The following is a 23,924-nucleotide window of genomic DNA, read 5'->3' on the forward strand; positions in this document are numbered from 1 at the left end:
GTGGCGCGGTGCCATCGATTGGAGCCGCGGGCTCCGGAGCCGTCATGCCGTCCGGTGGCGCGAAACCGTCTGGTGGCACGGGGGCGGCAGGTGGTGCGGGACCGTCTGGTGGCGCGATGCCGTCCGGTGGCACGGGGGCGGCAGGTGGTGCGGGACCGTCTGGTGGCGCGATGCCGTCCGGTGGCACGGGGGCGGCAGGTGGTGCGGGGGCGGTAGGTGGTGCGGGACCGTCTGGTGGCGCGATGCCGTCTGGTGGCGCGGGGACGGCGGGTGGCGGGGCCGGGCGGGGTGGGGTTCCGGGGGTGTATCCGGTGATGTTCGCCGACGGGACGGTGGTGGCGTTGCGGGTGGTCGCGGTGATCTCCGATGCGTCCATCCCGGGGGACATGGTCCTGCCGCGGGCGGTGGTGCGGGCGCATGACCTGTCGGCGTTGACGTCGGCGGTGTTTGTGCGGGACCGGGTCGAGGTGCCGGCGGGGTCTGGTGCGCGGGTCGTCGACGTAGGCACGTGGGCGGCGGAGCAGGACAGTGCCGAGGATCGGCTCGTTTGGATGTTCACGGTGTTGCTGATCGCGGTGTCTGCTGGGTATGGGGCCATCGCCGTTGCCAACACGCTGCTCATGGCGGCGGCTGGGCGGGCGGCGGACCTGCGGGCGGTGCGGTTGGCGGGGGCGACGCGGCGGCAGGTGCTGCGGCTGGTGACGGCGGAGTCGGCGCTCATGGTGTTGATCGGGGCGGTGCTCGGGGGCGTGGTCGCGCTCGGTGCGTTGCTGAGCATCAGGGCGGGGCTGGCCGAGCAGGTGGGCGCGCCGGTGGAGCTGGTCGTGCCGTGGACGGTGGTGGGCGGGGTTGTCGGGCTGTGCCTGCTGCTGGCGGTCACGGCGAGCGCTGTGCCGACGTTACGCACGCTGCGGAGTGGGCCGGCGCAGGAGCCGCTATAGGGCCTGCGGAACGGTCACGCCGGCGGCGCTGCAGAGAGGTCCGCGGATGGGCGACGCAGAGAAGTCCGCCGGCGGCGGCGCAGAGACGTCCGCCGGCGGCGGCGCAGAGACGTCCGCCGGTGACGGCGCAGAGAGGTCCGCGGATCGACGACGCAGAGACGTCCGCAGGTGGCGGCGCAGAGAAGTCCGCGGATGGTGTCGCAGAGGTTCGCGGGTGGCGGCGCAGAGGAGTCCGCGGATGGCGTCGCAGAGGTCCGTGGGTGGCGTCGCAGTGGAGTCCGCGCACGGCAGCGAAGGAGGGGTTGTTCGGCTGTGGCAGCGATTGCGGGCGTGACGAGCGCCGTGGCGACCTTACGCGCGCTGCGGAGCGGGTCGGTGCAGGGGGCGCAATGCAGGGCCGGCAGAACGGGGGCGGCTGGCTCGCGGTGCGGGTCTGCGGCGTGCGCCGGCATCCGAGGTGGTGTGTCGTGCAGGCCGCTGGAGTGACAGTGGCCGACGTCCGGCGGGGCGTGGTGACCAGCGAGGTGAAGGGAGGGTGTCGAGGTGGGACCGTTGCGAGGAGTCGGTGGGCAGCCTGGTCAGGCGACGTCCATGACCTTGGTGGTGGCGGTGGCGAGGCCTTCGGGGCTGAGGACCTCGACCTGGTCGGCGAGGAACACTTCGACCTGGCCGAGCCGGTCACGGACCTCGACGAGGGGGATGCCTCGGTCGATGCCCAGCTTGAAGCGTTCGGTGGTGGTGGGCATGCGGCAGGTGAGCCGGCTGCCGCGGCCCATCACCACGATGCGGCGGGCGGGGCGTTCGCGGACGATCGAGGCGGCGCCGCGGCGGGAAGTGACAAGGCCTTCCTCGCGCAGGATGGCGAGGGCGCGGCGGACGGTGGTGAGGCTGACCGCGTACCGGTCGCAGAGCTCGCGTTCAGCAGGCAACGGCTGCCCGGAGGGATGGATGCCGCGGGTGATGTCGTCGCGGAGGAGGTCGGCGATCTGGTGGTACATGGCCGGGACGTGTCGCTGCACATTCACGGTGTTCACCCTATCACGATGTAGCCATAAGGCCATGTCTCGGGAACGGATAGACTTCCGCGCCGTGAACGTATCCGCCGCACCGATCGACGTGGCCGTCTCGCTCATGCATGAAGGGCGGTTCGTCGAGGCCGAGGAAGTGATGGTGCGCGAGCTGCGGGCGGTCACCGTCCGGCACGGGCACGGCAGCGCCGCGTGGGCTTCGGCGCAGTGCGACCTGGGCAACATCCTGCTCAACTGCGACCAGCCCGACCGGGCCATCGCCTGCTACCGGGCGGCGATCGCGGTGCCTGCTGTGGACCGCAAGGAGCATCTCACGTACCGGCTGAACCTCGGCCTCGCGCTGCGCATGACCGGCAGGCTCGAGGACGCCGAGGCCGAGTTGCGCCGTGGGGCTGAGGGGCGGCAGGCGTTCTACGGCCGGGACCACGCCGGGTACGCGTTCGGCCTCGAGCCACTGGCGGACGTGCTGTTGCAGCGGGGCAACGTCGGGCAGGCGCGGGACGTGATCGAGGAGGCGGTGCGCAACCTGTGGAGCAACGGGCACGACCAGGTCGCGTCGGCGCTCGCGCTGCGCGCGGAGGTCGTGCACGCCGGCGGGACCGGCGAGCCGCTGTTCGCAGGGCTGGACCAGCTGCCCGACGGGGTCGTCGAAGCCATGGCGTCGGCGGTGCTGCTGCGGCAGGGGCTCGCCGAGCCGGCCGCGCACCGGGCCGTCATCGCCGTGCTCGCCGCCGCGGTGGAGGCCAGGCTCGGCCCGGACCATCCCGTGACGCTCAACGTCCTCACCGCGCTCGCGAACACCGGCCGCGACCTGGGTGACCCGGCCGGGCGGGTCGACGCGATCCGCCGGGTCCTCGCCTCCCACGACCGGCAGGGGCGCGCCGAGGACGCTCTCACGGCGGAGCTCGGTCTCGCCCTCGCGTACGGCGACGCCGGTGACCGGGACGGTGCGCTGCGCACGTACGAGGCGGCGCACCGGCGGGCGCTGCGGATCGACCGGCCAGAGCTGACCAGTCTGGTGCTGCGCAACTGGGGGCTGGCGTTGCGCGACGCCGGCCAGACGGCGGAGGCGGAGCGGTGCCTCACCGAAGCGGTGACCCATGCGCAGCGCGGCGCGGACTTCGAGATCCTCGGCCGGGCCGGGGTCGCCCTCGGGATCTTCCTGCAGCATCAGGAGCGGCTGGCGCAGGCGCGGACCGCGTTGGAGCAGGGGCTCGCCGCGCTGCCGGACGCGCATCCGGACGCGATCGCCGGGCGGAGTCACCTCGGCGCGGTCCTGCAGGGCCGGACCTGCGGGTGCGGGGATGTGGCGGGCGCGGTCGAGGAGGCGTTCCGCGAGTTCGTGGTGCGCCGGTTGCCGCAGGATCTGCTGGAGCGGTTCGAGGCGAGGATCGTCGACGGGGACTTCAAGATCGAGGTGCACCTGCGCCGGGAGCCGACCGAGGAGGAGTTGCAACGGCTCAACGGCGTGGTGCAGTCAGCGCTCGCGGAGTTCCGGCACCGGGTCCAGGATCAGGGGTAGTGATCGACGTCGTTTCCTTGCCGGCCTGTGTACCGGATGACCGCATCGATGCCAGCATCGGCGAGCAAGGGTGGCGTCGTCGCTGGTGAGGACGAGGGCGGCCCGCCGGCCGACGCAGCACGGTCGGCAGAACAGCACGGCCGGCAGAGCAGCACGGCCGGCAGAGCAACGCGGCCGGCAGAGCAACGCGGTCGGCAGAGCAACGCGGTCGGATCGCCGACGGGCAGGGACGGCGGGGCGCAGGATGCGGACGGCACCGGCGGGATCCTTCGGTTTCTGGACCGGCGCGCGGCTCGACGCCCTCGGCTCGGGCGCGGGCGGGGCACGCCAACCGAAACCGACGGTCGGGTGGCGCGTCCAACCGGAGCGAGCGGCTGGGTGGGCGTGCCGCCCAGAGCGAGCGGCGGGACGAGCGTGCAGCCGAAACCAGCAGCCGGGCGGTGCGTCCGACCGAGACCAGCAGCCGGGCGGGCGTACCACCAGAGCGAGCGGCGAGACGAGCGTGCAGCCGAAACCAGCAGCCGGGCGGCGCGCCCACCGCAATCGGCAGCCAAGCGGCCCGCCCAACCGGAACCGGCAACCGGGCGGCGCGTCCAACCGAAACCGGCAACCAGGCGGCGCGCCCAACCGGAACCGGCAACCAGGCGGCGCGTCCAACCGAAACCGGCAACCAGGCGGGCGGGCCAGCAGAGCGGAGCGGCGGGACGGGTATGCAACCGAAACGAGGGGTGGGGCGCACCTAGGGGCTAGGGAGGTGCGATGCCGAGCGGAGAGAGCGAAGAGCAGCGCCAGTTCCGGGAATACTTCACGGCCCGGCGGGATGTGGTGCGCAGGACGGCGTACCTGTTGTGTGGGGACTGGCACTGGGCTGATGACCTGACGCAGACGGCGTTCATGCGGCTGGCGGTGGGCTGGCGGAAGGTGCGCGACCGGGAGGCGCTCGACGGGTTCGTGCGGACGTGTCTGGTGCGCGCGTACCTGGCGGACGTGCGGCGGGTCTGGCGGCGGCGGGAACGCAGCGTCGCGGAGCCGCCGGACGTGGCGGGGGCGGCCGGCGCGGCGGAGGGCAGCCCGGGCCGGATCGCGTTCGCGGAAGCGCTGCGGCAGTTGCCGCCGCGGCAGCGGGCGGTGCTGGTGTGCCGGTACTACCAGGACCTCGACGTCGCCGCGACCGCGGCGGTGCTCGGGTGTGCACAGGGGACGGTGAAGAGCCAGGCCGCGCGCGGGCTGGCGAAGCTGCGGGAGCTGCTCGAGGCCGACGGTGAGCTCGCGTTGACGGAGGGGCTGCGATGAACCAGATCCGGGAACGGTTCGACGAGGCCGCCGGCGAGGCGCCGCCGAGCAGGTTGTCCGCCGACGCGGTGTACGAGCGGGCGTTCCAGCGCAGGCGCCGGTGGGTCGCGGGGTGGACGGCGGTCGCGGCGGCGGTGGCCACCACCGCGGTCGTCGCCGCGGCGACGCTCACGCCGTCAGGGGGGCAGCCCGCGGACCCGCCGACGCAGACCGCCGACGGGTGGCCGGCGGGCACCCGCGACGGGTCCATCGTGTCGATCGCCGCCGCCGACGCCGAGCACCTGTACGCGAAGGTGAACGCGTGCGGTGAAGGGGCGCGGTGCACGGTGAACCTGGTGGGCTCCGACGACGGCGGCAAGACGTGGACGGTGCGGTCGAAGGACTTCGCCGGTGACGTGTCCGCGCCGTCGCCGGGGGTGCTGGCGCAGACCGTCGAGCAGCAGAACACCGACCCGGCGGGCCCGCAGCTGCTGCACATCCCGATGGTGAGCCGGGACGGCGGCCGGAGCTGGCGGGTCGTGGAGACGGTCGCCGGGAAGGTGCCGAAGGTGCCGGCGGGCGGCTGGATCATCTGCGCGCCGCCGACGAGGCCCGCCGACCTGTGCACGATGCTCGCCGTCGACCCCGTCACCGCCCGCGCGACGCTGCTGGCGAACCCGCCGGACATCGACGTCCACGACACCGTCGCGGTGCCGGCGGCGGGCGGGTTGTGGGTCAGCGGGTGGGAGCGCGGCGGCGAGCACCGGCCCGCGGTGTCCGTCAGCCACGACGGCGGTGTCACGTGGGCGACGTCCGTGTTCGGCCGCGGCGACGCCGATGTCCCGGCGCCGGAGATGTACGTGTACCCGACGGTGGACAGCGTCGACGGCGTCACCGGGTACACGGTCATCACCCAGCCGGACCCGGCGGACACGACCGGTGTGGGCCCGACGTCGGCGGCGACCGCGGGGGTCAGGACGCTGGTCTACCGGACCGGCGACGGGGGCCGCACCTGGCAGCGCGTGCACTCCGGGCAGACGTTGCCGCGGGCGGCGTACCAGGAGGGCGACGGCTATGTCGCGGCCGGCGGCATCCACGTGGTGCTGACCCGGATGGACCCGCCGCAGGAGTGGTACGCCAGCACCGACGGCGGGCAGACGTACCGCCCGGCGAAGCAGCCGGGTCTCGGCACCGCGCTGCTGCACACCGCCGGCGAGCGGGTCCTCGCCGCCGGCCCCGGCGCCTACTTCGCGTTCGACGCCGACGCGCTGTACCGCTCCAGCGACGGCCTGCAGTGGACCAGGACGGTGATCAAGGTGACGACCTAAGCGGTGGTGGGGTGATGCCGGAGAATGAGGGCCGTGCGGATCGAGGACGTGACCCCGGAGACGCTGCGGCCGGTGCGCCGCTCGATGCTGGTGCAGCGCTGGCACGACCTCGCGTTCCTGCACTGGGCGGTGCCGCCGGAGACGGTCGCGCCGTTCCTGCCCGCGGGCACGGTCCCTGACACGCTCGGCGGGGTGTCGTTCGTGGGGCTCATCGGCTTCCGGATGGTGCGGCTCGGCCTGTTCAGCGGGCCGGGCCTGCCTTATCTCGGCACGTTCTGCGAGACGAACGTGCGCCTGTACAGCGTCGACGGCGCCGGCCGGCGCGCCGTGGTGTTCCTGTCGCTGGACGCGGCGCGCCTGCTGCCGGTGCTGACCGCTCAGGTGTCGCTGCGGCTGCCGTACAAATGGGCGAGGATGCGGCTGGTGAAGGACGGCGACGTCGTGCGGTACACCAGCCGCCGCCGCTGGCCGGGTCCCCGCCCCGCGGTGAACGGTATGGCGGTGCGGGTCGGCGCGCCGGTCGCCGAGCCGTCGCCCCTGGAGCACTTCGTCACGGCCCGCTGGGGGCTGCACACCCGCGCGTTCGGCCGCACGCTGCACCTGCCGAACGAGCATCCGCGGTGGCCGCTGTACCGCGCGGACCTGCTCGACCTCGACGACACCCTGGTGACCGCGGCGGGCCTGCCCGCGCCGGCCGGCCCGCCGGTGAGCGTGCTCTACTCCCCCGGCGTCCCGGTCCGCTTCGGCACCCCGAACGTCGCCGCCCGCTGAACAAAGGCCACCGAAAAGCTCACAGGGTGACGACGATGCCGATGCTCACCCGCGGGCAGCGCAGCAACCGGTTGAACCAGTTGCCGATCCGCGAGGAGATGTACCGGCGGCCGATCGCCCGGCGGATGCGGTCGACCCCGTCGGCGTCCTCGACGAGCCGGGCGGTCCCCTCGAACGACGGCGCCCCCTCCGGCACCCGGCCCCGGATGTCGCTGGGGGCGACCACGACCCGGCCGCTGTTGCGCAGCCGCTTCACCTTCCCCGACCCGGGCTCGGTGAGGATCAGCACCTCGTCGCCGTCGACGACGTGCCACACGGCGGTGGAGACGGGCGTGCCGTCCTTGCGGAACGTGGTGAGGGCGACCTGCTTGCGCCGGCCCAGGATGTCCGTGCGACTGCTCATCACCCAACGGTAGGCCGCAGCCACGGCTCCACCCGCAGCAGGTCGAACCCGATGGCGTTGAGCTGCTCGTACAGCCGCGGGGTGAGCATCATGAGCTCGACGGTGGACACGTCGTCGCCGCCGACGGACCAGATGCCGCTGGCCGGGTCGGACATCAGCGGGTCGAGGCCGGCGCTGACCTGCTCCCGCAGCTGCTCCTGCCGGGCGATGCTGGGCCGGCCGGGGGCCGCGACCACGCACAGGTTGCCGTCGAACAGCTTCCGCAGCCGCTGCTCCTCGCCCGCGGCGTCACCGGCGACGACCTCGACGACCGTGACCTCGGTCGGCTGCGGGCCGGTGGTGGCCCCGGTCGGCGGCCCGTCCGGGTAGGCGATCCGCAGCGGCCGGAACCGGTCGGGGTGCTGCTCGTAGATGTACTGGTGCATCGCGTTGCTGTCGGCGCCGCCGCCGGGTTTCCAGCCGCCCTTCGGCGGCCCGCACGGCACGGTGTCGTCGAAGCCCACCGGCGCCGGCGGCTTCGGCGGCCCCTGCTCGGTGACGTGCAGCCGACCGTCGCGCCAGGTGCCGCGCAGCCGGGCCTGGCCGGTGGTGACGCCCGCCACGACGCCCGCGCCGGTGAGCTTCGCGGGGTCGACGCCGGTGACGTCGACGCCGAGCGCGCACGTCGGCGGCTGGTTGCCGGGGCGGCCGATCGCGGGGACCGGGGCGGGCGCGCAGAGCCGGGCCGGTTTCCCTGGCGCGACCAGCACCTGCCCGCTGGCCTCGACGAGGTCGCCGTCGTCGACGACGAGCGTCCTGGGGTCGGCGGCGGCCCGCGCCGACGGCGGCGGCTGCTGCTCACCCGGAGCGGCGGACTGCCGGTTGACCACCAGGACGGCGGCGACCAGGGCCACCAGGGTGCCGGCTCCCGCCGCGGCGACGACCGCCCACCGGCGGCCTCCATCGATGCTCATGGTACTGAGACGCTCCCGCGACCGAATCGGTTCCGTGGTGCTGTGGTTGCCGTGGTTGCCGTGCGGATGGGCGGGGCCGGGAAGCGGGCGCGCTGCAGGGTTCGTTTCCGGCGGACCGGAGTACGAGAAAGAAGGAAGCACGCCATGGAGCCGGCCCCGCACGCCGACAGTACCGCGTCGCGGCACCCGGGGTGCGGGCACCGCGACGCGGGGGGTCATCCTGCGATGTCGACCGTGATCCTCGACGGTGGCGGGGTGGCCGGCGTCTGGGCGTGCCGGCTCGGCCACCACAGCCGCGGCCCGACGTCGATGGCGAGCGCCGGCACCAGCAGCGTCCGCACGACGAACGTGTCCAGCAGCACGCCGAGGGCGACGATCAGGCCCATCTGCACCGCCGCGACGAACGGCAGCAGCACCAGCACGCCGAACGTCCCGGCCAGGACCAGACCGGCGCTGGTGATGACGCCGCCGGTGGCGGTGAGGGCGGTGAGCATGCCGTCGCGGTTGCCGCGGACCGCGACCTCCTCCCGCGCCCTGGTCATCAGGAAGATCGTGTAGTCGACGCCGAGGGTGGTGAGGAACAGCCACGCGTACAGCGGCATGCCGTGCACGATGTTCGGGTGCCCGAGTGCGGTGAACACCAGCCCGCACAGGCCCATCGCCGCGACGTAGGACAGCGCCACGCTCGCCGCCAGCAGCAGCGGCGCGACGAGCGCCCGCAGCAGCAGGATCAGCACGATCAGCACCACGCCGAGGATCAGCGGCACGACGACGAGGTTGTCGCGCTCCGACGCCCTGGCGACGTCCACGGCGGTCGCGGTCTCCCCGCCGACGACGGCGTCCGCGCCCGGCACCGCGTGCACGGCCGCCCGCAGCCGGTCGACGGTCGCCCGGGCGGCGGCGGAGTCCGGCGGGTCGGTGAGCGTCGCCGCGATCGATACCCAGCGGCCGTCCGCGGACCGGCCGGCCGCCGTCGCGTCCGCCACCCCGCCGGTCGCCTTCGCCGCCGCGACGACCGCGTCGACCGTCGACGCGTCCGCCAGGACGAGCGCCGGCGACGACACGCCACCCGCGAAGTGCCTGTCGATGAGGTGCTGGCCGGCGACGGAGCCGACCTCCGTGGTGTACATCTGGGAGGTGCTCTGCCCGAGCCGCAGCCCGTACACGCCGAGCCCCAGCAGCACGAGGACCGCCGCCGTGACCGTCCACAGCAGCCGCGGTCGCCGCCCCACGAGGTCGCCGGCGCGGTGCCAGAAGCCGCGCCTGGTCGTGACGGCCGCGCCGTAGCGGGGCACGAACGGCCAGAACAGCCACCGGCCGAGCAGCACCAGCATTGCCGGCAGCAGCGTCGTCATCACCGCGAACGACACGATGATGCCCGTCGCGGCGATCGGGGCGAAGCTGTGCATGTCGTTCATCCGCGCCGCGAGCAGGCACAGCACGCCGAGGGACACGGTGGCGGCGGAGGCGAGGATCGCGGGGAACGACCGGCGCACCGCGACCGCCATCGCCGCCGTGCGGTCCGGGTGCAGGTGCAGCTCCTCCCGGTACCGGGCGATGAGCAGCAACGCGTAGTCGGTGCCGGCGCCGAAGACGAGGACCGTCATCATCGTCGTCAGGTCGGCGGTGACCGTCACGTCCAGATGCTCCGCCATGAGGTAGACGAGCGCGGAGGACAGCTGGCTGGCCGCGACCGCCGCGACGAGCGGGACGATCCACAGCACCGGGCTGCGGTACGTGAGCAGCAGCAGCACCGCGACGATGCCGGCGGCGGCGAGGAACAGGGTGGTGTCGGCGCCCTGACCGGCGTCGTCGAGGTCCGACAGCGCCCCCGCGGACCCGGTGACCTCCGCGCGCAGCCCGGCGGGCGAGTCGGTGAGCGCCGCCTTCACCTGCTTGACGACGTCCTTGTCCCGGACCGGGAACGACAGCAGCAGCGCCTGCCCGTCGTCGCTCGCGGTGATCGCACCGATCTGCTGGCCGGTCGCCTTCCCGAACTCCTGCCGGTCGGCGTCCACCGCGGACCGGTCGGCGTCGGTGATGCCGCCGTCGCGGACGTACACGACGACCGCGACCGGGGTGTCGCTGCCCGGGAACGCCTCCCGCGCCCGCAGCAGCGCCTGGGTCGCCTCGGCGTTCTGCGGCAGCAGGGCCGCCGGGTCGGTGGTGGTGACGTCGCCGATCTTCCCGGCGAGGGGCAGCAGCAGGAACCCGGCGACGAGCCACAGGCCGAGGACCGCGACCGCGCGCCTCATTCGACGGTCCGCAGGATCTTCTCGATCGACGCGGTGCGGGTGCGCAGGTCCGCCACGTCGGTCGCGATCCGGTTCTGGGCGTCCATCGAGTTCTCCGCCAGCTGCTCGTAGCGGCGCACCAGCTGCCGCAGGTCCTCCTGCTGGTGGCCGGCGACCTTCAGCTTCCGGTACTCCAGCCAGCTGGCGAGGCTGAACCCGAACAGGAACAGCAGGGCCACCAGCAGGCCGAGAAACGCGGTGATCTCCGGCCAGGTGATTTCTTCCGCGCTCAGGTACATCAGGACCGCTCCTTGGGGTCGGTGAGGGTTTCGGCCGCCGCGGCGAGGGTCGCGGCGTTCAGGTGCAGGTCGAAGTCCGCGACCTCGTAGTACTTCATCGCCTTGCCGTCCTCGGAGAGCTCCAGGCTGCCGACGATCAGGCCGGCCGCCTCCAGCCGTTGGAGGTGCATGTGCAGCAGGGGCCGGCTGACGCCGATCTCCCGGGCGAGTCGGCTCACGTAGTCACGGCCGCCGGCAAGCTTCGCGACGATGCGCAGTCGCAGCGGGTTGGACAGGGCCGCCAGCATCTCGACCAGGTCGTCGCCGGTGGGCGAGCTCGCCGTCATGATGCTCCTTCACATGTAAGAACTTCCTTACACGTGAAACGCTAACACCCTGACGCTCGTGGGCACCTCAGGGTTTCCCCCTGACCCGCGGGCCGGACAGGGGTCAGGCGGTCAGGGCGGCTTCGGTCAGGACGAGCGCCATCGCGGTCTCGGCGGCGCCGATCGCCGGGCCCTGCGAGCCGAGCGCGGCGGGGACGACCGGGGGCAGGGCGTCGCGACGCCAGGCCATCACGCCCTCGGCGGTGGCGGCGTGCAGGGCCGGGCCGGCGACGTCGAGCAGGTCCACGCCGAGACCGCCGAGGGTGACGACGGCCGGGTCGACGGCGTTGATCAGGGCGCCGACCCCCCGCCCGAGGGCCGCGGCGACGGCCCGGCAAGCGGCGGCCGCGGCGGGGTCACCGTCGCGGGCCGCGGCGATGGTCCGCTCGGCGAAGGCCCGCGGGTCGGCCGGCGCGCGGCGGCCCAGGTGGCGGGCCATGGCACGGCCGTCGACCTCGAGGTCCCAGCAGCCGCCGGCACCGCACGGGCAGCGGCGGGACGGATCGCCGAACGGCAGATGGCCGAACTCGCCGCCCGCGCCCGCCGCGCCGAGCACCGGACGGCCGTCGACGATGAGCACACCACCGACGCCGACCTCGACCGTCAGGTGCAGGGCCACGCCGACGCCCTGCGCGGCGCCGCGCAGCGCCTCGGCGACACCGGCGAGGGAGGCGTCGTTGCCGACCGCGAGCGGCAGGGACGTCAGGACGCCCAGGTCGACGCCGCGCCAGCGCAGGTTCGTCGCCTCGATCAGGGTCCGGCCGTGGACGGTGCCGGGGATCGCGACGCCGACCGCCCGCAGCCGGGGGCCGTGCAGCGCGGCGAGCGCCTCCCGTACCAGCGGAAGGACGGCGGAAGCGGGCTGGCCGAGCAGCCGGTGGACGGGCGCGGCCGCGAGGGCCCCACCGATCGCCGCGGTCGTCACCGTCCAGGTCGCGTGGGTGATGTCGACGACGGCGACGAGCGGCCCGTCGGGGTGCGGGACCAGCACCGCCGTCGGCCGGCCGCGGCCGCCGGTCTGCGGGGCGGGCGCCTCCGCGAGCAGCCGCGCCGCCCGCAGCCGGCCCATGATGCCGGCCGCCGAGCCACTGCTCAGCCCCAGCCGCGCCGCCGCCTCGGCCCGCGTGATCCCCGGCGTCCGGTGCGCGCACCGCAGCATCGCGAGCGCCCCCTGCGCCCGCAGGGTCTCCGCCCGATGGTCCATGGGTGCCGATCCTGCCCGTCGTACAATATGCTCGCGTGACGAGTTTAAAGGAGGCGCCATGTCGGTGCTCGGTGTGCTCGCCGGAATCCTCACCACCGGATGCTGGCTGCCACAGCTCGCCCGGTCATGGCGGACCAGGTCCGTCGGCGACATCTCGTGGTTCTACCTGCTGGCCCTCGCCTCCGGGGTCGCGCTCTGGGTGGCGTACGGCGCATCCCAGGGCGACCTGCCGATCGTCCTCACCAACGCGGCGACCGGCGCGGCACTGGTGACCCTTTCCGTCATGAAACTCCGGTACCGACAGGAGGACACCGCATGAAAGCAGTCCTGCTCGACATGGACGGCACACTCGTCGACTCCGACAGCGCCGTCGAACGCGCCTGGCACCGGTGGGCGGCCGAACACGCCGTCCCCGTCGACGTCCTCACCCCGATCCTGCACGGCAACCCCGCCGCGACCACGATCCGCGTCGTGCGCCCCGACCTCGACGACACCGCCGTCGCGGCCGCCGCCCAGCGCAACCTGGAGCTGCAGTACGACGACCTCGCCGACGTCACCGCCACCCCCGGCGCCGCCCGGCTGCTACGGACCCTCGACGAGCTCGGCGTGCCGTGGGCGGTCGTGACCAGCGCCGACCGGCGGCTCGCCACCGCCCGCCTGCACGCCGCCGGCCTGCCCGTCCGGCACCTCGTCACCGTCGAGGACACCCCCCGCGGCAAACCCGACCCGGCCCCCTACCTGGCCGGCGCCACCCTGCTCAACGCCGACCCGCGGGACTGCCTCGTCGTCGAGGACTCCCAGCCCGGCATCGACGCCGGCCGGGCCGCCGGCATGCGCGTCGCGGCACTGCGCGGCCTGCCCGGCGACCTGCGCATCCGCGACCTCGACGAGCTCGCGGACACGTTCACGGCTTGAACAGCACCTTGACCGTGCCGTCCTTCTTCGCCTGGAACTTCTCGTACGCCATCGGCGCCGCGTCCAGCGGCACCCGGTGCGTCGCGAACGTGTCCACCCCCAGCGGGTCCCCGTCACCCGTCAGCAACGGCAGGATCGCCGGCACCCAGCGCTTCACGTTCGCCTGACCCATCCGCAGCTGGATCTGCTTGTCGAACAGCACCATCATCGGCAACGGGTCCGCGGTACCGCCGTACACGCCGGACAGTGAGATCGTCCCGCCGCGACGGACCGCGTCGATCGCGAGGTGCAGCGCCGCCAACCGGTCCACGCCGGTCTTCTCGATCAGCTTCTGCGCCGCCACGTCCGGCAGGAACCCGACGATCGTCTGCGCCAGCTTCCCCACCGGCGACCCGTGCGCCTCCATACCGACCGCGTCCACGACCGAATCGGCGCCCCGACCGCCGGTCAGGTCCCGGATCGCGTCGGCGACGTCGTCGACCTGCGTCAGGTCGATCACCTCCACACCGTTCGCCCGGGCCCGCTCCAACCGCTCCGGGACCAGGTCCACACCGATGACCCGCAGCCCCCGGTGCATCGCCACCCGCGCCGCCATGTCCCCGATCGGCCCCAACCCCAGCACCGCGAGGGTCCCGTTCGCCGGGACGGCCGCGTACTCGACCGCCTGCCACGCCGTCGGCAACACGTCCGACAGGTACACGAACCGGTCGTCCGCCGGCCCCTCCGGCACCTTGATCGGCCCGAACTGCGCCTGCGGCACCCGCAGGAACTCCGCCTGCGCGCCCGGCACCTGCCCGTACAACTTCGTGTACCCGAACAGCGCCGCACCCTTGCCCGCCGACCGCACCTGCGTCGTCTCACACTGCGTCATCAGCCCCTGCGCGCACATGAGACAGTGCCCGCACGCGATGTTGAACGGGATCACGACCCGGTCACCCTGCTTCAGGTGCGCGATGTCCGCACCCACCTCCTCCACGACCCCCATCGGCTCGTGCCCGAGAATGTCACCCTCACTCATGAACGGCCCCAGCACCTCGTACAGATGCAGGTCCGAGCCGCACAGCCCGCTGGACGTGAGCCGGATGACGATGTCGTTCGGCTCCTGAATCACCGGATCCGGGACCGTCTCCACCCGGACGTCCCGCCTACCGTGCCACACCACAGCCTTCACGGCCCCTCCTCCGTCGCGTTCCCCCTCCCCCGCTACCCGCCCCCAGCCCCTGGAAACGAACCCGACCGGCCGGTACCGTGCCCGCCCGTGAACCAGTTCGACGCGATGCTCACCCTGCTACGGCAAGGCCGGAACCCCGGCACCAGACCCGACACGGACCCGTGGCTGCCGACGTGGACGGCGGGCGAGCCCCTGTCCCCGGGCCTGCACCAGGTGCACCGGCTCGACGGCCTGCCCGAGGGCGCACACGTCGACGCCACCCACGCCTGGACGCTGATGTCCGACAAGATCCACCGCGTCGACCGCACCACCGGCGAGGTCCGGACCGTCGCCCTGGAGGCACAGCACGGCTACTCACCCGACGCGGTGTTCCTCGGCGGCACGCTCGTCACCATCTCCAAGCAGCAGGTGCTCGTATGGGACACCGACACCGGCAAGCTGCTCACCGCCACCGACCCCGACGACATCCCCGGACCCGCCGGCGACCTCTGCGCGCTCGACGCGGCCGGCGGGTTCGCGGTGACCGGGACCCGCAACGGCTACCTGCTCGCCTGGGACCTCACCGACGGCCGGCGGCTGGCGAAGGTCGCCGGTCACGACGGCTACGTCAACCGAGTCGCCGTCACCACCGACGAGCCCGCGTCGGTGCTCAGCCTCGGCGGACGCCCCACCGCCGTCCGGTTCTGGACGCTGGACGGGCTGCGGCCCGTCGCCGGACCCGCCGACCCCGGGCCGGACGCCGCGCGCGGCGCGTGGACCCGCCTCGACGGTGCGCAGCGCGCCGTCACCGTCGACCAGGACGGCGTCCTGCGGATCTGGGATCCCACCACCGCGACGGTCGCGGCGCGGTTCAGCACCTGCGTCGGGGGCAGCGGCGGTCTCGCGTTCGCGGATGCGGCCGCGGTACTGGCCAGCGGCCGATTCGCACGCGTCGTGGACCTCGCCACCGGCACCGACCGCGGGGCAGTGCGCACCACGTTCACGTCACGCGCCGACCACGTCGCCGTGCACGGGCGAACGGTGCTCGTCACGCAGGGCGGCCACACCGAAGGGCTGGTGAACGTCCTGCACCTCGACGGCCTCGAGGCCGTCCCGCCGGGCGACGACAGCGCCGGCCACCGGCTGGAGTTCCACGCGGCGGTACCAACCACCGGCGGCATCGCCGCCACCGGCACCGACGGGCTCGTGCGGATCTTCGACGCCGCTGACGGGCGGCAGCTGGGCGAGCCGCTCGGCACGCAGCGGTACGACCACATGGGCCGGCGCGGGCTCTGCCGGCTCACCATCGACGGCCGCGAGGCGTCGCCGTCGCGGCCGGGCAGGTCACGCTGCTGACTGGCGGATTCCTCGTGCACGTCGCGCGGGATTGAGCACCGTCGCTAACAAACCCGGCAGGGGAAACCGGGTTCTGGCAAATCTTGACGGAACGTTGATCAGCCAGTATGAATGCATCGAGAGCGCTCTCCCGTCCTCACCGCCACGAACGGGAGACCACCCATGTCCCGATCACGCACGGTCCGAATGCTCGCCGGTGCGGGCGCAGCCCTGCTGGGCAGCGTCTTCGTCGCGCTCGCGCAGGCACCGTCGGCGCACGCCGCCGACCTCAACCTGACCCAATACGTCAACCCGCTGATCGGCACCGACGACAGCAACTCCCCCAACCCTGTCGGCGGCGGCGCCGGCGGCTCCACGTTCCCCGGCGCCACCGTGCCCTTCGGCATGACCCAGTTCAGCCCCGACACCCCCACCGCGTCCCCGTCCGGATACCGCGACAAGGACCGCACCATCGAGGAGTTCAGCCTCACCCACTTCAACGGCGCCGGCTGCCCCAACAACGAGGACCTCGGCCTGCTGCCCGTCACCGGCGCCCTCGGCTCCTCCCCCGGCACCGCCTGGACCAGCTACGCCTCCGCGTACACGAAAACCAACGAGAGCGCGTCCGCCGGCTACTACAAGAACCGCCTCGACAAGTACGGCGTCGACGCCGAACTGTCCGCCACCACCCGCACCGGCGCGCTGCGCCTCACCTACCCCAACACCACCACTGCACGGCTGCTCATCAACACCAGCCGCTCCGCCACCGGCAACCGCAGCGGCACCGTGAACATCTCCGGCAGCAACGTCACCGGCAGCGTCACCGCCGGCGGGTTCTGCGGATCCAGCAAGACCTACCAGATCTACTACTCGATCCGCTTCGACCGGGCCCCGTCCTCCGTCGGCACCTGGAACGGCGGCACCATCAGCAACGGATCCACCAGCACCAGCGGCGTCAACACCGGCGCGATCATCACCTGGGACACCAGCAGCAACCGGACCGTCAACGCCACCGTCGCGCTGTCGTTCGTGAGCACCGCCAACGCCACCGCCAACCTCAACGCCGAAACCGGCGCGTTCGACACCATCCGCAGCAACGCCAACGCCGCCTGGAACACCGCCCTCAACCGCGTCCAGGCCACCGGCGGCAGCGCCACCGAACTGCAGAAGTTCTACACCGCGCTGTACCACGTCATGGTCAACCCCAACATCGCCAGCGACGTCAACGGCCAGTACCGCGGCTTCGACAACGCCGTGCACACCGCCAGCCACCCCGTCTACCAGAACTACTCCGGCTGGGACATCTACCGCTCGTGGGCCGCGCTCATCGCGTTCATCGCCCCCGACGTCGCCAGCGACATCATGAAGTCCATGGTCCTCGACGGCCAGCAGGGCGGCCTGCTGCCCAAGTGGTCGCAGCAGACCAACGAGGACTTCGTCATGACCGGCGACCCCGGCCCGATCATCGTGTCCAGCGCGTACGCGTTCGGCGCCCGCGCCTTCGACACCGCCGCCGCGCTCCAGCTGATGAAGAACGCCATCGCCGGCGGCACCATGCAGGGCTCCCCGATCCGCGGCCGCCAGTCGGAGTACGCGTCCAAGACGTACATCCCCGGCGCCCCCTCGGACTCCATGGAGTACTCGGCCTCGGACTTCGCCGTCGCCCAGTTCGCCAAGGCCACCGGCGACACCGCCACCTACAACTCGGCGATGACCCGCGCCCAGTACTGGCGCAACACCTTCAACACCGAATCCGGGTACATCCACCCGCGCAACAGCGACGGCAGCTGGCCGTGGCCGCTCAACCCCGCCCAGGAGAGCCCCTTCACCGAGGGCAACGCCGCCCAGTACACCTGGATGGTCCCCTACAACCTCGGCGGCGTCATCAACCTCATGGGCGGACCCACCACCGCGGTGCAGCGCCTCGACCACCACTTCACCGAGCTCAACGGCGGACTCTCCCGGCCGTACTTCTACATCGGCAACGAACCCGAGCACAACGTGCCGTGGGCGTACAACTTCGCGCAGCGGCCCGCCAAGACCGCCGGCGCCGTCCGCCGCGTCATGACCGAGTCCTTCACCACCGGCGCCGGCGGCCTGCCCGGCAACGACGACCTCGGCGCCACCTCCGCCTGGTACGTCTGGTCCGCGATGGGCATGTACCCGGTCACCCCGGGCGCCGACACCCTCGCCATCCACGGCCCCACGTTCCCGTCGGTGCTCATCCAGCGCGCCGCCGGCAACATCCAGATCAACGGCGGCAGCTCCACCAACGCCTACGTGCAGAGCCTCACCCGCGACGGCGCCGCCGTGTCCAACAACTACCTGCGCTACCCCGACCTCGCCGCCGGCGGCACCCTCCAGTACACGATGGGCGGCAGCGAGTCCAGCTGGGGCACCGGCGCCGGCAACGTCCCGCCGTCCTTCACCGACGGCGCCACCCAGCCGCCGACCCCGGCCAACCTCGGCACCAACCTGGCCCTGAACAAGGCCGCCACCGGCTCCGCCGCCTGCGCCACCGCCGAGTCCGCGGCCAAGGCCGTCGACGGCAGCCTGCAGAACAACAGCAAGTTCTGCACCAGCACCGCCCCGCGCTTCCTGCAGGTCGACCTCGGCTCCAACCAGACCGTCAGCACCTTCGTGCTCAAGCACGCGGGCCTCGGCGGCGAGTCGACCGGCTGGAACACCGGCGCGTACACCATCTCCACCTCCACCGACGGCACCACCTGGACCCAGGTCGTGTCCACCTCCGGCAACCGCTCCAGCCGCACCCAGCACTCGATCACGGCACGGACCGCCCGCTACGTGAAGGTCGACATCGGCACCCCCGCCAACGACGGCAACACCGCGGCGCGTCTCTACGAGTTCGAGGTGTACGGCGGCGGCACCCCGTCCGGCAATCTCGCCCTCGGCAGGCCGGCCACCGCCGACTCGTCCTGCGGCACCACCGAAGGCCCCGAGAAGGCGGTCAACGGCAGCGTCTCCGGCGGCAACTCCGACAAGTGGTGCTCGCTCGGCACGACCAAGTTCCTCCAGGTCGACCTCGGCAGCACCGTCCACATCGGATCGCTGGTCGTCCGCCACGCCGGCGCCGGCGGTGAGGACGCGGCCTGGAACACCCGCGACTACGACCTGGTGACCTCGACCGACGGCGCCACCTGGACCACCGCCGCACAGGTCCGCGGCAACACCGCCAACGTCACCACCACCACGACCAACGTCAACGCCCGCTACATCCGCATGAACGTCATCACCCCGACCCAGAACACGAACACGGCCGCGCGCGTCTACGAGTTCGAGGCGTACAGCTGACCCTGTGAACACAGCGAGGACCCGGGCTGGACCACGGCCCGGGTCCTCGCTGTTGTCGTTTCCTTAGTCCGGGGTCACACCCCGTAAGCCGTCCTAGGACACTAGTTCACCGTCCCAGCCAGGCAAAACGTCCGCCGGCACGGCCGGGAGACGCGAAGATCGACATGAGCCCGCAGCAGCACCGCCGACCACCTCGCCGCCCAGGGCGCGGGCCTCGGCCTCACCATCGTGAAGGCCATCATCGAGGCCCACCACGGCGACATCACCGTGGCCAGCGCCACGGCCAGGGCACCACGGTCCAGCTGACCCTGCCCGCCACGGCTCCCCCGCCGCGCGACGGCCCGGCCTGACCCCGTCCGCCCCCCGGCCGGTTCACCGGTCCGCTGCGGGACGGGTCAGCGTAAGCCCGCGTGCTGCCGGTCCGGCCGCGCCGGGACGTCCGGCTCCGCGGCGATGCGGCCGGTGCGGTCGGTGCGGTCGGTGCGGTCGGTGCGCCGGACCCGCCGCGCGACCGCCCGGACGGCGATGACGAACCCGAGTCCCGCGGCGACGGCGAACTTGACCACGCCCTTGTCCCACAGCAGGCCGTTCACGCCCGCCCACAGCAGCGACGGCCACGACCGGTCGTCGTGCTGCCCCCACAGGGCCGTCGCCAGCAGCATCGTCGTCACCGCCGCAGCGCCCCCGACCAGCAGCACCGTGCCGGCCCCCCGCCAGATCCTCCGCATACATCCGAACCTATGCCCGGCCCGCCCCTCGCTCATCGAGCCCCGGGTGGATTCCCGCCTCCACCCCAGGGTGTAGCCCGGGGTGGTACCGCAGACCGAGCCGGCCCGGCGCCGCGGGGTCCTTCAGGCCTACGCCGGGGGCGTCAGGTCGCCGACGGCGTCGGCGTAGTAGGTGCTGCCGAGGTGGAACGCGACCTGCCGCAGCGTCCACGCGCCGCCCTCGACCCGGTCGAGCCGCTCGTCGTCGAGGGCCCGCAACCGCAGCGCCCAGATCATGCCGAGGCGGTGGAGTCTGCTGTACGCCTCGTCGAAGTCCTCCTCGGTGAACGGGGCGAGATCGGCGGGCGTGGTCACGGCCGAGGCGTGCCAGTGGTCGGGCGGTGGCGGCGCGCCGGCGAGGCGGGCCTCCAGCTCGGCGAGGTGGTCGACGAGGTGGTCACCGAGGCGGCGGACGGCCTTGTGCGGCGTGTACACCCGGTCGCCGGCGGGAACCGGCCGCCCGTCCCACGCGGGCCAGGTCCTGGCGAGCCGCAGCGCGTGCGCCACGGCCTCCTCGATGACGCGGGCAGGGTCGCGGCCGTCTACTTCGGGAACGTCGTCGCTCATGCCCGCGAACGTAGCGCCGGCACCGTTCGGCCCCCGCCGAACGGACAGCGGACCCGGCACGGCTGACCCGGCACGGGCGGCTCAGGCGAAGCGGATGTGGACCGGGCTCACCCGCGCGGTCTCGGGCGCGAACGCGAACGCGGTCAGGGCCTCCCGCACCACGGCGAGGGTGTCGGCGCCCACGAGGGCGACCCAGGCCTGCTCGGCGGCGAGGCCCGCGGTGCGCATCGCGTCGACCGCGCGCGCCCCCGCCACGGTGAGCTCCAGGCGCCGCACGCGACCGTCGGCGCCCCCGGCCTGCCGCCCCAGCAGCCCCTCGGCGTGCAGGGTCGCGCAGATCTTGCTGATCGCCTGGGTGGTCATGCCGAGCCGGTCGGCGAGCTGGGTGACGGTGTCGAGGCCGTCGCCGATGAACAGCAGCGTGAGCGACTGCGACGGGGTCAGGTGACCGTAGCCGACGGTGGACAGCTCGCCGAGCACGTTGCGCACCAGCCGCTCGCAGCAGGCGGCCAGCAGCACGCCCAGGTCGTGCCCGGCGGCCGGTGCCGTCGAGGGGGCCTCACTCATGCCAGCACCTTACCGGCAGGACGGCACCTCCCGACCCTTGACTGCACAACTCGGATACGTATCTAATTTACGTAACTCGGTTACCAATAGGAGGAGTCATGGAGCTGACACCCGGCATCACGCTCGCGGAGCTGCGGGACGGCCGGCGCGGCGTCGCGGTGTACTTCGTGCGGGCGGCGAGCTGCGCGGTCTGCCTGCGGCACGTCAAGGAGCTGGCCGGGCTGCGGCTCGCCGACCGCGGGGTGACCCCGGTCGTCGTCGTGCCCGGCGAGGACGCGCAGGCCGACCGGGTCCGCCGGGTCGCCGGCCCGGTCCGCGTGGTGGCGTCGCCGGGCGCGGAGGCACACCACGCCGCCGGGCTGCCCCGCTCGATGCTGCTCCAGCACAGCGGCACCCTGCTCGTCGACGCCGCGGGCGAGGTCCGCTACCGGCTCGCCACGACCCTGCCGATGGGCAGCTTCGACGCGGCCGCGCTCACCGCCGCCGTCGACGCCCTGTAGCGGCACCTGCCGGGGTGTGACGTCCCGTACAGCCGCTCAGCTCCGCCCGCGGGATCCCGATGCCCAGGGGACACCGAACTCTGACGCACCGGGGGACAGACGACATGAGCACCACCACCGACCGCCGCGCACCCGCCGCGAGGCGCGCCGGCGCGAGACCGGGCACACCGGTACCGGCGCCGCAACCGCAAACTGGTCGGTGGTGGGCGCTCGTCGTGCTCGCCATGGCGCAGCTCATGGTCGTCCTCGACGCCACGATCGTGAACATCGCGCTGCCCACCGCGCAGCGGGACCTCGGCTTCTCCGACGGCGGCCGGCAGTGGGTCGTCACCGGCTACGCGCTCGCGTTCGGCAGCCTGCTGCTGCTCGGCGGCCGGCTGTCGGACCTGTTCGGCCGCAAGCGGATGTTCCTCGTCGGCCTGGTCGGCTTCGCCCTGGCGTCCGCGCTCGGCGGCGCCGCGCAGGGCCTCACCATGCTCATCGTCGCCCGCGCGCTGCAGGGCGCGTTCGGCGCCGCGCTCGCCCCGGCCGCGCTGTCGCTGCTGTCGATCACGTTCCCCGACCCGAGGGAGCGCGGCAAGGCGTTCGGCATCTACGGCGCGATCTCCGGCGCCGGCGGTGCCGTCGGCCTGCTCCTCGGCGGCGTCCTCACCGAGTACGCGTCGTGGCGCTGGTGCCTGTTCGTCAACCTCATCATCGCCGCGCTCGCCGTCGCCGGCGGACTGCTCAAGCTGCGCGACGAACCCGCCCGGACCGGCGGCCGCATCGACGTCCCCGGTGCGGTGACGGCCGTCGTCGGCCTGGTGTCGCTGGTGTACGGCCTGGCCAACGCCGAATCGGACGGCTGGGACGACGCGATGACCCTCGGCCCGGTGACCGTCGGCGTGCTGGTCCTCATCGCGTTCGTCGCCATCGAACGGCGGGTCGAGCACCCGCTCCTGCCGCTGCGCGTCGTGCTGGACCGCAACCGGGGCGGCTCCTACGCCGCGGTCGGCATCGCCGGCGCCGGCATGTTCGGCATCTTCCTCTTCCTCACCTACTACATGACGAGCGTCCTGGGCTTCACCCCGATCCAGACCGGCTGCGCGTTCCTGCCGATGCTCGCCGCCATCATGCTGTCGGCGACCACCGCCGGCTCGATCCTCACCCCGCGGGTCGGCCCGCGCCCGCTCGTCCCGCTCGGCGCCCTCACCGCCGGCGCCGGCATGCTGCTGATGACCCGGCTCGACCTGCACTCCACGTACGCCACCGGGGTGCTGCCCGGCCTGCTCGTCATCGGCCTCGGCATGGGCCTCATCTTCGCCCCGACGCAGAACGCCGCCACCTCCGGCGTCGCCCACACCGACGCCGGCGTCGCCTCCGCGATGATCAACACGACGCAGCAGATCGGCGGGTCCATCGGCACCGCGCTGCTCAGCTCGTTCGCGGCGAGCGCCGCCGGCGACTACATGGCCGGCCGGAAACCGACGCCGCAGCTGGCCGCGCAGGCCGCCATCGAGAGCTACCACACGGTGTTCTGGTGGTCCGCCGGCTTCTTCCTCCTGTGCGCGCTCGTGTCGGCCGTCCTGTTCCGCACCGGCCCCCTCGACGTCGACCCCGACGCCCCTCGCGCCATGGCGCACTGACCGCACGCTCTTTCGAGAAGCCGCTCCCTCCCGGGGGCGGCTTCTCGCATGTCATGCCGCCGGACCTCAGCGCGGGGACGCGCCGCCGTCGATGTCCACCGTGGCGCCGGTGACGAACCCCGCCTCCGCCGAGACGAGGTAGACGGCGGCCGCGGCGACCTCGGCGGCGGTCCCTCCGCGGCCCACGGGCAGCGCCGCCACGGTCGCCGCCCGCCGCTCCGGGGTGCTGAACGTGGCGTGGAAGTCGGTGTCGCCGATGTAGCCGGGCGCGAGGGCGTTGACGGTGATCCGGTCCGGCGCGAGCTCCTTCGCCAGGCCCTTGGTCAGGCCGATGACGCCGGCCTTCGCGGCGGAGTACGCGACAGCGCCCGGCCCACCGCCGTTGTGCGCCGCGAGGGACGCCATCGTGACGACCCGCCCCGCCCCGGACGCCCGCAGCGCCGGCAACGCGGCCCGCACGGTCCGGAACGTGGCGGTGAGGTTGACGTCGGTGACCTGCGCGAAGTGCTCGTCGCTCATGTCGGCGACCGCGACCCGCCCGACCAGGTGCCCGGCGTTGCAGACGAGGATGTCGAGGCCGCCGAGGTGCTGCGTCGCCTCGCCGACGAACCGGTCGACCTCCGCGGTGCTGGTCACGTCACCCCGCACCGCCAGGGCCCGCCGGCCCAGCCCCGCGATCCGCTCGACGACCGCGGCGGCCCGGTCCGCGGACCGCCCGTGGTGCACCACGACGTCCGCGCCGTGCTCGGCGAGCGCCACCGCGATCGCCGCACCGATCCCGTGCCCCGCCCCCGTGACGAGGGCCCGCCGCCCCGTGAGATCGAACATGCTGCCGCCTTCCGCTCGTGACTGGACGGCGCCTTCTA

23 protein-coding genes are annotated in these 23,924 nt (G+C 73.3%); 11 read left to right on the top strand and 12 right to left on the bottom strand.

Annotated elements, in window-relative coordinates:
• Positions 1-347 precede the first annotated feature (347 nt).
• A complete protein-coding gene (locus tag AB0I21_RS14200; protein WP_360561256.1) occupies positions 348-941 on the top strand; it encodes an FtsX-like permease family protein in 594 nt (197 codons plus the stop codon).
• A gap of 578 nt (positions 942-1,519) precedes the next feature.
• Here AB0I21_RS14200 and AB0I21_RS14205 read toward each other — a convergent pair.
• Positions 1,520-1,966, bottom strand: coding sequence for a GntR family transcriptional regulator (locus AB0I21_RS14205; protein ID WP_360561169.1), 447 nt, complete (start codon positions 1,964-1,966; stop codon positions 1,520-1,522).
• A 64-nt stretch (positions 1,967-2,030) separates the two neighbouring features.
• On the opposite strand from AB0I21_RS14205, the gene AB0I21_RS14210 reads away from it, so the two are divergent.
• From AB0I21_RS14210 to AB0I21_RS14225, 4 genes are all read left to right on the top strand, one after another.
• The gene (locus AB0I21_RS14210; protein ID WP_360561171.1) at positions 2,031-3,491 is read left to right on the top strand and encodes a tetratricopeptide repeat protein; all 1,461 of its coding nucleotides are present in this window, start codon (positions 2,031-2,033) and stop codon (positions 3,489-3,491) included.
• Positions 3,492-4,250: 759 nt separating this feature from the next.
• A complete protein-coding gene (locus AB0I21_RS14215) occupies positions 4,251-4,784 on the top strand; it encodes a SigE family RNA polymerase sigma factor (protein ID WP_360561172.1) in 534 nt (177 codons plus the stop codon).
• On the top strand, positions 4,781-6,091 hold the full coding sequence (locus tag AB0I21_RS14220; RefSeq protein WP_360561174.1) for a hypothetical protein: 1,311 nt from the start codon (positions 4,781-4,783) through the stop codon (positions 6,089-6,091). Before AB0I21_RS14215 ends, AB0I21_RS14220 begins: the two co-directional genes overlap by 4 nt.
• A 24-nt stretch (positions 6,092-6,115) precedes the next feature.
• Positions 6,116-6,862: a DUF2071 domain-containing protein gene (locus AB0I21_RS14225; RefSeq protein ID WP_360561175.1), complete on the top strand. Its 747-nt coding sequence runs from the start codon at positions 6,116-6,118 to the stop codon at positions 6,860-6,862.
• Positions 6,863-6,881: 19 nt separating this feature from the next.
• On the opposite strand, the gene AB0I21_RS14230 is transcribed toward AB0I21_RS14225, so the two are convergent.
• From AB0I21_RS14230 to AB0I21_RS14255, 6 genes are all read right to left on the bottom strand, one after another.
• Positions 6,882-7,265, bottom strand: coding sequence for a PPOX class F420-dependent oxidoreductase (locus AB0I21_RS14230; RefSeq protein ID WP_360561177.1), 384 nt, complete (start codon positions 7,263-7,265; stop codon positions 6,882-6,884).
• Entirely contained in the window at positions 7,265-8,218 is a 954-nt protein-coding gene (locus AB0I21_RS14235) for a hypothetical protein (protein WP_360561178.1), read from the bottom strand. Before AB0I21_RS14235 ends, AB0I21_RS14230 begins: the two co-directional genes overlap by 1 nt.
• Positions 8,219-8,433: 215 nt before the next feature.
• Positions 8,434-10,473: an MMPL family transporter gene (locus tag AB0I21_RS14240; protein WP_360561180.1), complete on the bottom strand. Its 2,040-nt coding sequence runs from the start codon at positions 10,471-10,473 to the stop codon at positions 8,434-8,436.
• Positions 10,470-10,751, bottom strand: coding sequence for a hypothetical protein (locus AB0I21_RS14245; protein WP_344499238.1), 282 nt, complete (start codon positions 10,749-10,751; stop codon positions 10,470-10,472). Before AB0I21_RS14245 ends, AB0I21_RS14240 begins: the two co-directional genes overlap by 4 nt.
• On the bottom strand, positions 10,751-11,077 hold the full coding sequence (locus AB0I21_RS14250; protein WP_344499236.1) for a winged helix-turn-helix domain-containing protein: 327 nt from the start codon (positions 11,075-11,077) through the stop codon (positions 10,751-10,753). The genes AB0I21_RS14245 and AB0I21_RS14250 overlap by 1 nt, the downstream gene beginning before the upstream one ends.
• 103 nt (positions 11,078-11,180) lie before the next feature.
• Entirely contained in the window at positions 11,181-12,320 is a 1,140-nt protein-coding gene (locus AB0I21_RS14255; protein ID WP_360561181.1) for an ROK family protein, read from the bottom strand.
• A 58-nt stretch (positions 12,321-12,378) separates the two neighbouring features.
• On the opposite strand from AB0I21_RS14255, the gene AB0I21_RS14260 reads away from it, so the two are divergent.
• The gene (locus AB0I21_RS14260; RefSeq protein ID WP_360561183.1) at positions 12,379-12,639 is read left to right on the top strand and encodes a SemiSWEET family transporter; all 261 of its coding nucleotides are present in this window, start codon (positions 12,379-12,381) and stop codon (positions 12,637-12,639) included.
• Positions 12,636-13,235 carry an HAD-IA family hydrolase gene (locus tag AB0I21_RS14265; RefSeq protein WP_360561185.1) on the top strand — a complete coding sequence of 200 codons (600 nt, stop codon included), beginning with the start codon at positions 12,636-12,638 and terminating at the stop codon, positions 13,233-13,235. Before AB0I21_RS14260 ends, AB0I21_RS14265 begins: the two co-directional genes overlap by 4 nt.
• Here the strand turns inward: AB0I21_RS14265 and AB0I21_RS14270 are convergent.
• Positions 13,225-14,406, bottom strand: a complete 1,182-nt coding sequence (locus tag AB0I21_RS14270) for a zinc-dependent alcohol dehydrogenase (RefSeq protein WP_360561187.1) — start codon at positions 14,404-14,406, stop codon at positions 13,225-13,227. The two genes, AB0I21_RS14265 and AB0I21_RS14270, sit on opposite strands and share 11 nt — an antisense overlap.
• A gap of 87 nt (positions 14,407-14,493) precedes the next feature.
• Between AB0I21_RS14270 and AB0I21_RS14275 the strand changes: the two genes are divergently transcribed.
• Together AB0I21_RS14275 and AB0I21_RS14280 are read left to right on the top strand one after the other, a co-directional pair.
• Positions 14,494-15,741 (top strand): hypothetical protein, encoded by a 1,248-nt coding sequence (locus tag AB0I21_RS14275; protein ID WP_360561189.1) that lies wholly within the window; start codon positions 14,494-14,496, stop codon positions 15,739-15,741.
• A gap of 162 nt (positions 15,742-15,903) precedes the next feature.
• Positions 15,904-19,032 (top strand): GH92 family glycosyl hydrolase, encoded by a 3,129-nt coding sequence (locus AB0I21_RS14280; protein ID WP_360561190.1) that lies wholly within the window; start codon positions 15,904-15,906, stop codon positions 19,030-19,032.
• Between the two features lie 395 nt (positions 19,033-19,427).
• Here AB0I21_RS14280 and AB0I21_RS14285 read toward each other — a convergent pair whose 3' ends face one another.
• From AB0I21_RS14285 to AB0I21_RS14295, 3 genes are all read right to left on the bottom strand, one after another.
• Positions 19,428-19,760: a hypothetical protein gene (locus AB0I21_RS14285; protein ID WP_360561192.1), complete on the bottom strand. Its 333-nt coding sequence runs from the start codon at positions 19,758-19,760 to the stop codon at positions 19,428-19,430.
• A 129-nt stretch (positions 19,761-19,889) separates the two neighbouring features.
• A complete protein-coding gene (locus AB0I21_RS14290; protein WP_360561194.1) occupies positions 19,890-20,366 on the bottom strand; it encodes a hypothetical protein in 477 nt (158 codons plus the stop codon).
• Positions 20,367-20,447: 81 nt separating this feature from the next.
• Positions 20,448-20,933, bottom strand: coding sequence for a MarR family winged helix-turn-helix transcriptional regulator (locus AB0I21_RS14295; protein WP_360561196.1), 486 nt, complete (start codon positions 20,931-20,933; stop codon positions 20,448-20,450).
• Positions 20,934-21,031: 98 nt separating this feature from the next.
• On the opposite strand from AB0I21_RS14295, the gene AB0I21_RS14300 reads away from it, so the two are divergent.
• Both AB0I21_RS14300 and AB0I21_RS14305 read left to right on the top strand, forming a co-directional pair.
• Entirely contained in the window at positions 21,032-21,433 is a 402-nt protein-coding gene (locus tag AB0I21_RS14300) for a redoxin family protein (RefSeq protein ID WP_360561198.1), read from the top strand.
• A 104-nt stretch (positions 21,434-21,537) separates the two neighbouring features.
• Positions 21,538-23,058 (top strand): DHA2 family efflux MFS transporter permease subunit, encoded by a 1,521-nt coding sequence (locus AB0I21_RS14305; RefSeq protein WP_360561200.1) that lies wholly within the window; start codon positions 21,538-21,540, stop codon positions 23,056-23,058.
• 66 nt (positions 23,059-23,124) lie between these two features.
• Here the strand turns inward: AB0I21_RS14305 and fabG are convergent, their stop codons facing one another.
• Positions 23,125-23,886 carry a 3-oxoacyl-ACP reductase FabG gene (fabG, locus tag AB0I21_RS14310; protein ID WP_360561202.1) on the bottom strand — a complete coding sequence of 254 codons (762 nt, stop codon included), beginning with the start codon at positions 23,884-23,886 and terminating at the stop codon, positions 23,125-23,127.
• Between the last annotated feature and the right edge of the window lie 38 nt (positions 23,887-23,924).

The sequence above is a fragment of the Dactylosporangium sp. NPDC050588 genome (assembly GCF_040654975.1).
GTDB classification, from domain to species: Bacteria; Actinomycetota; Actinomycetes; order Mycobacteriales; family Micromonosporaceae; genus Dactylosporangium; species Dactylosporangium maewongense.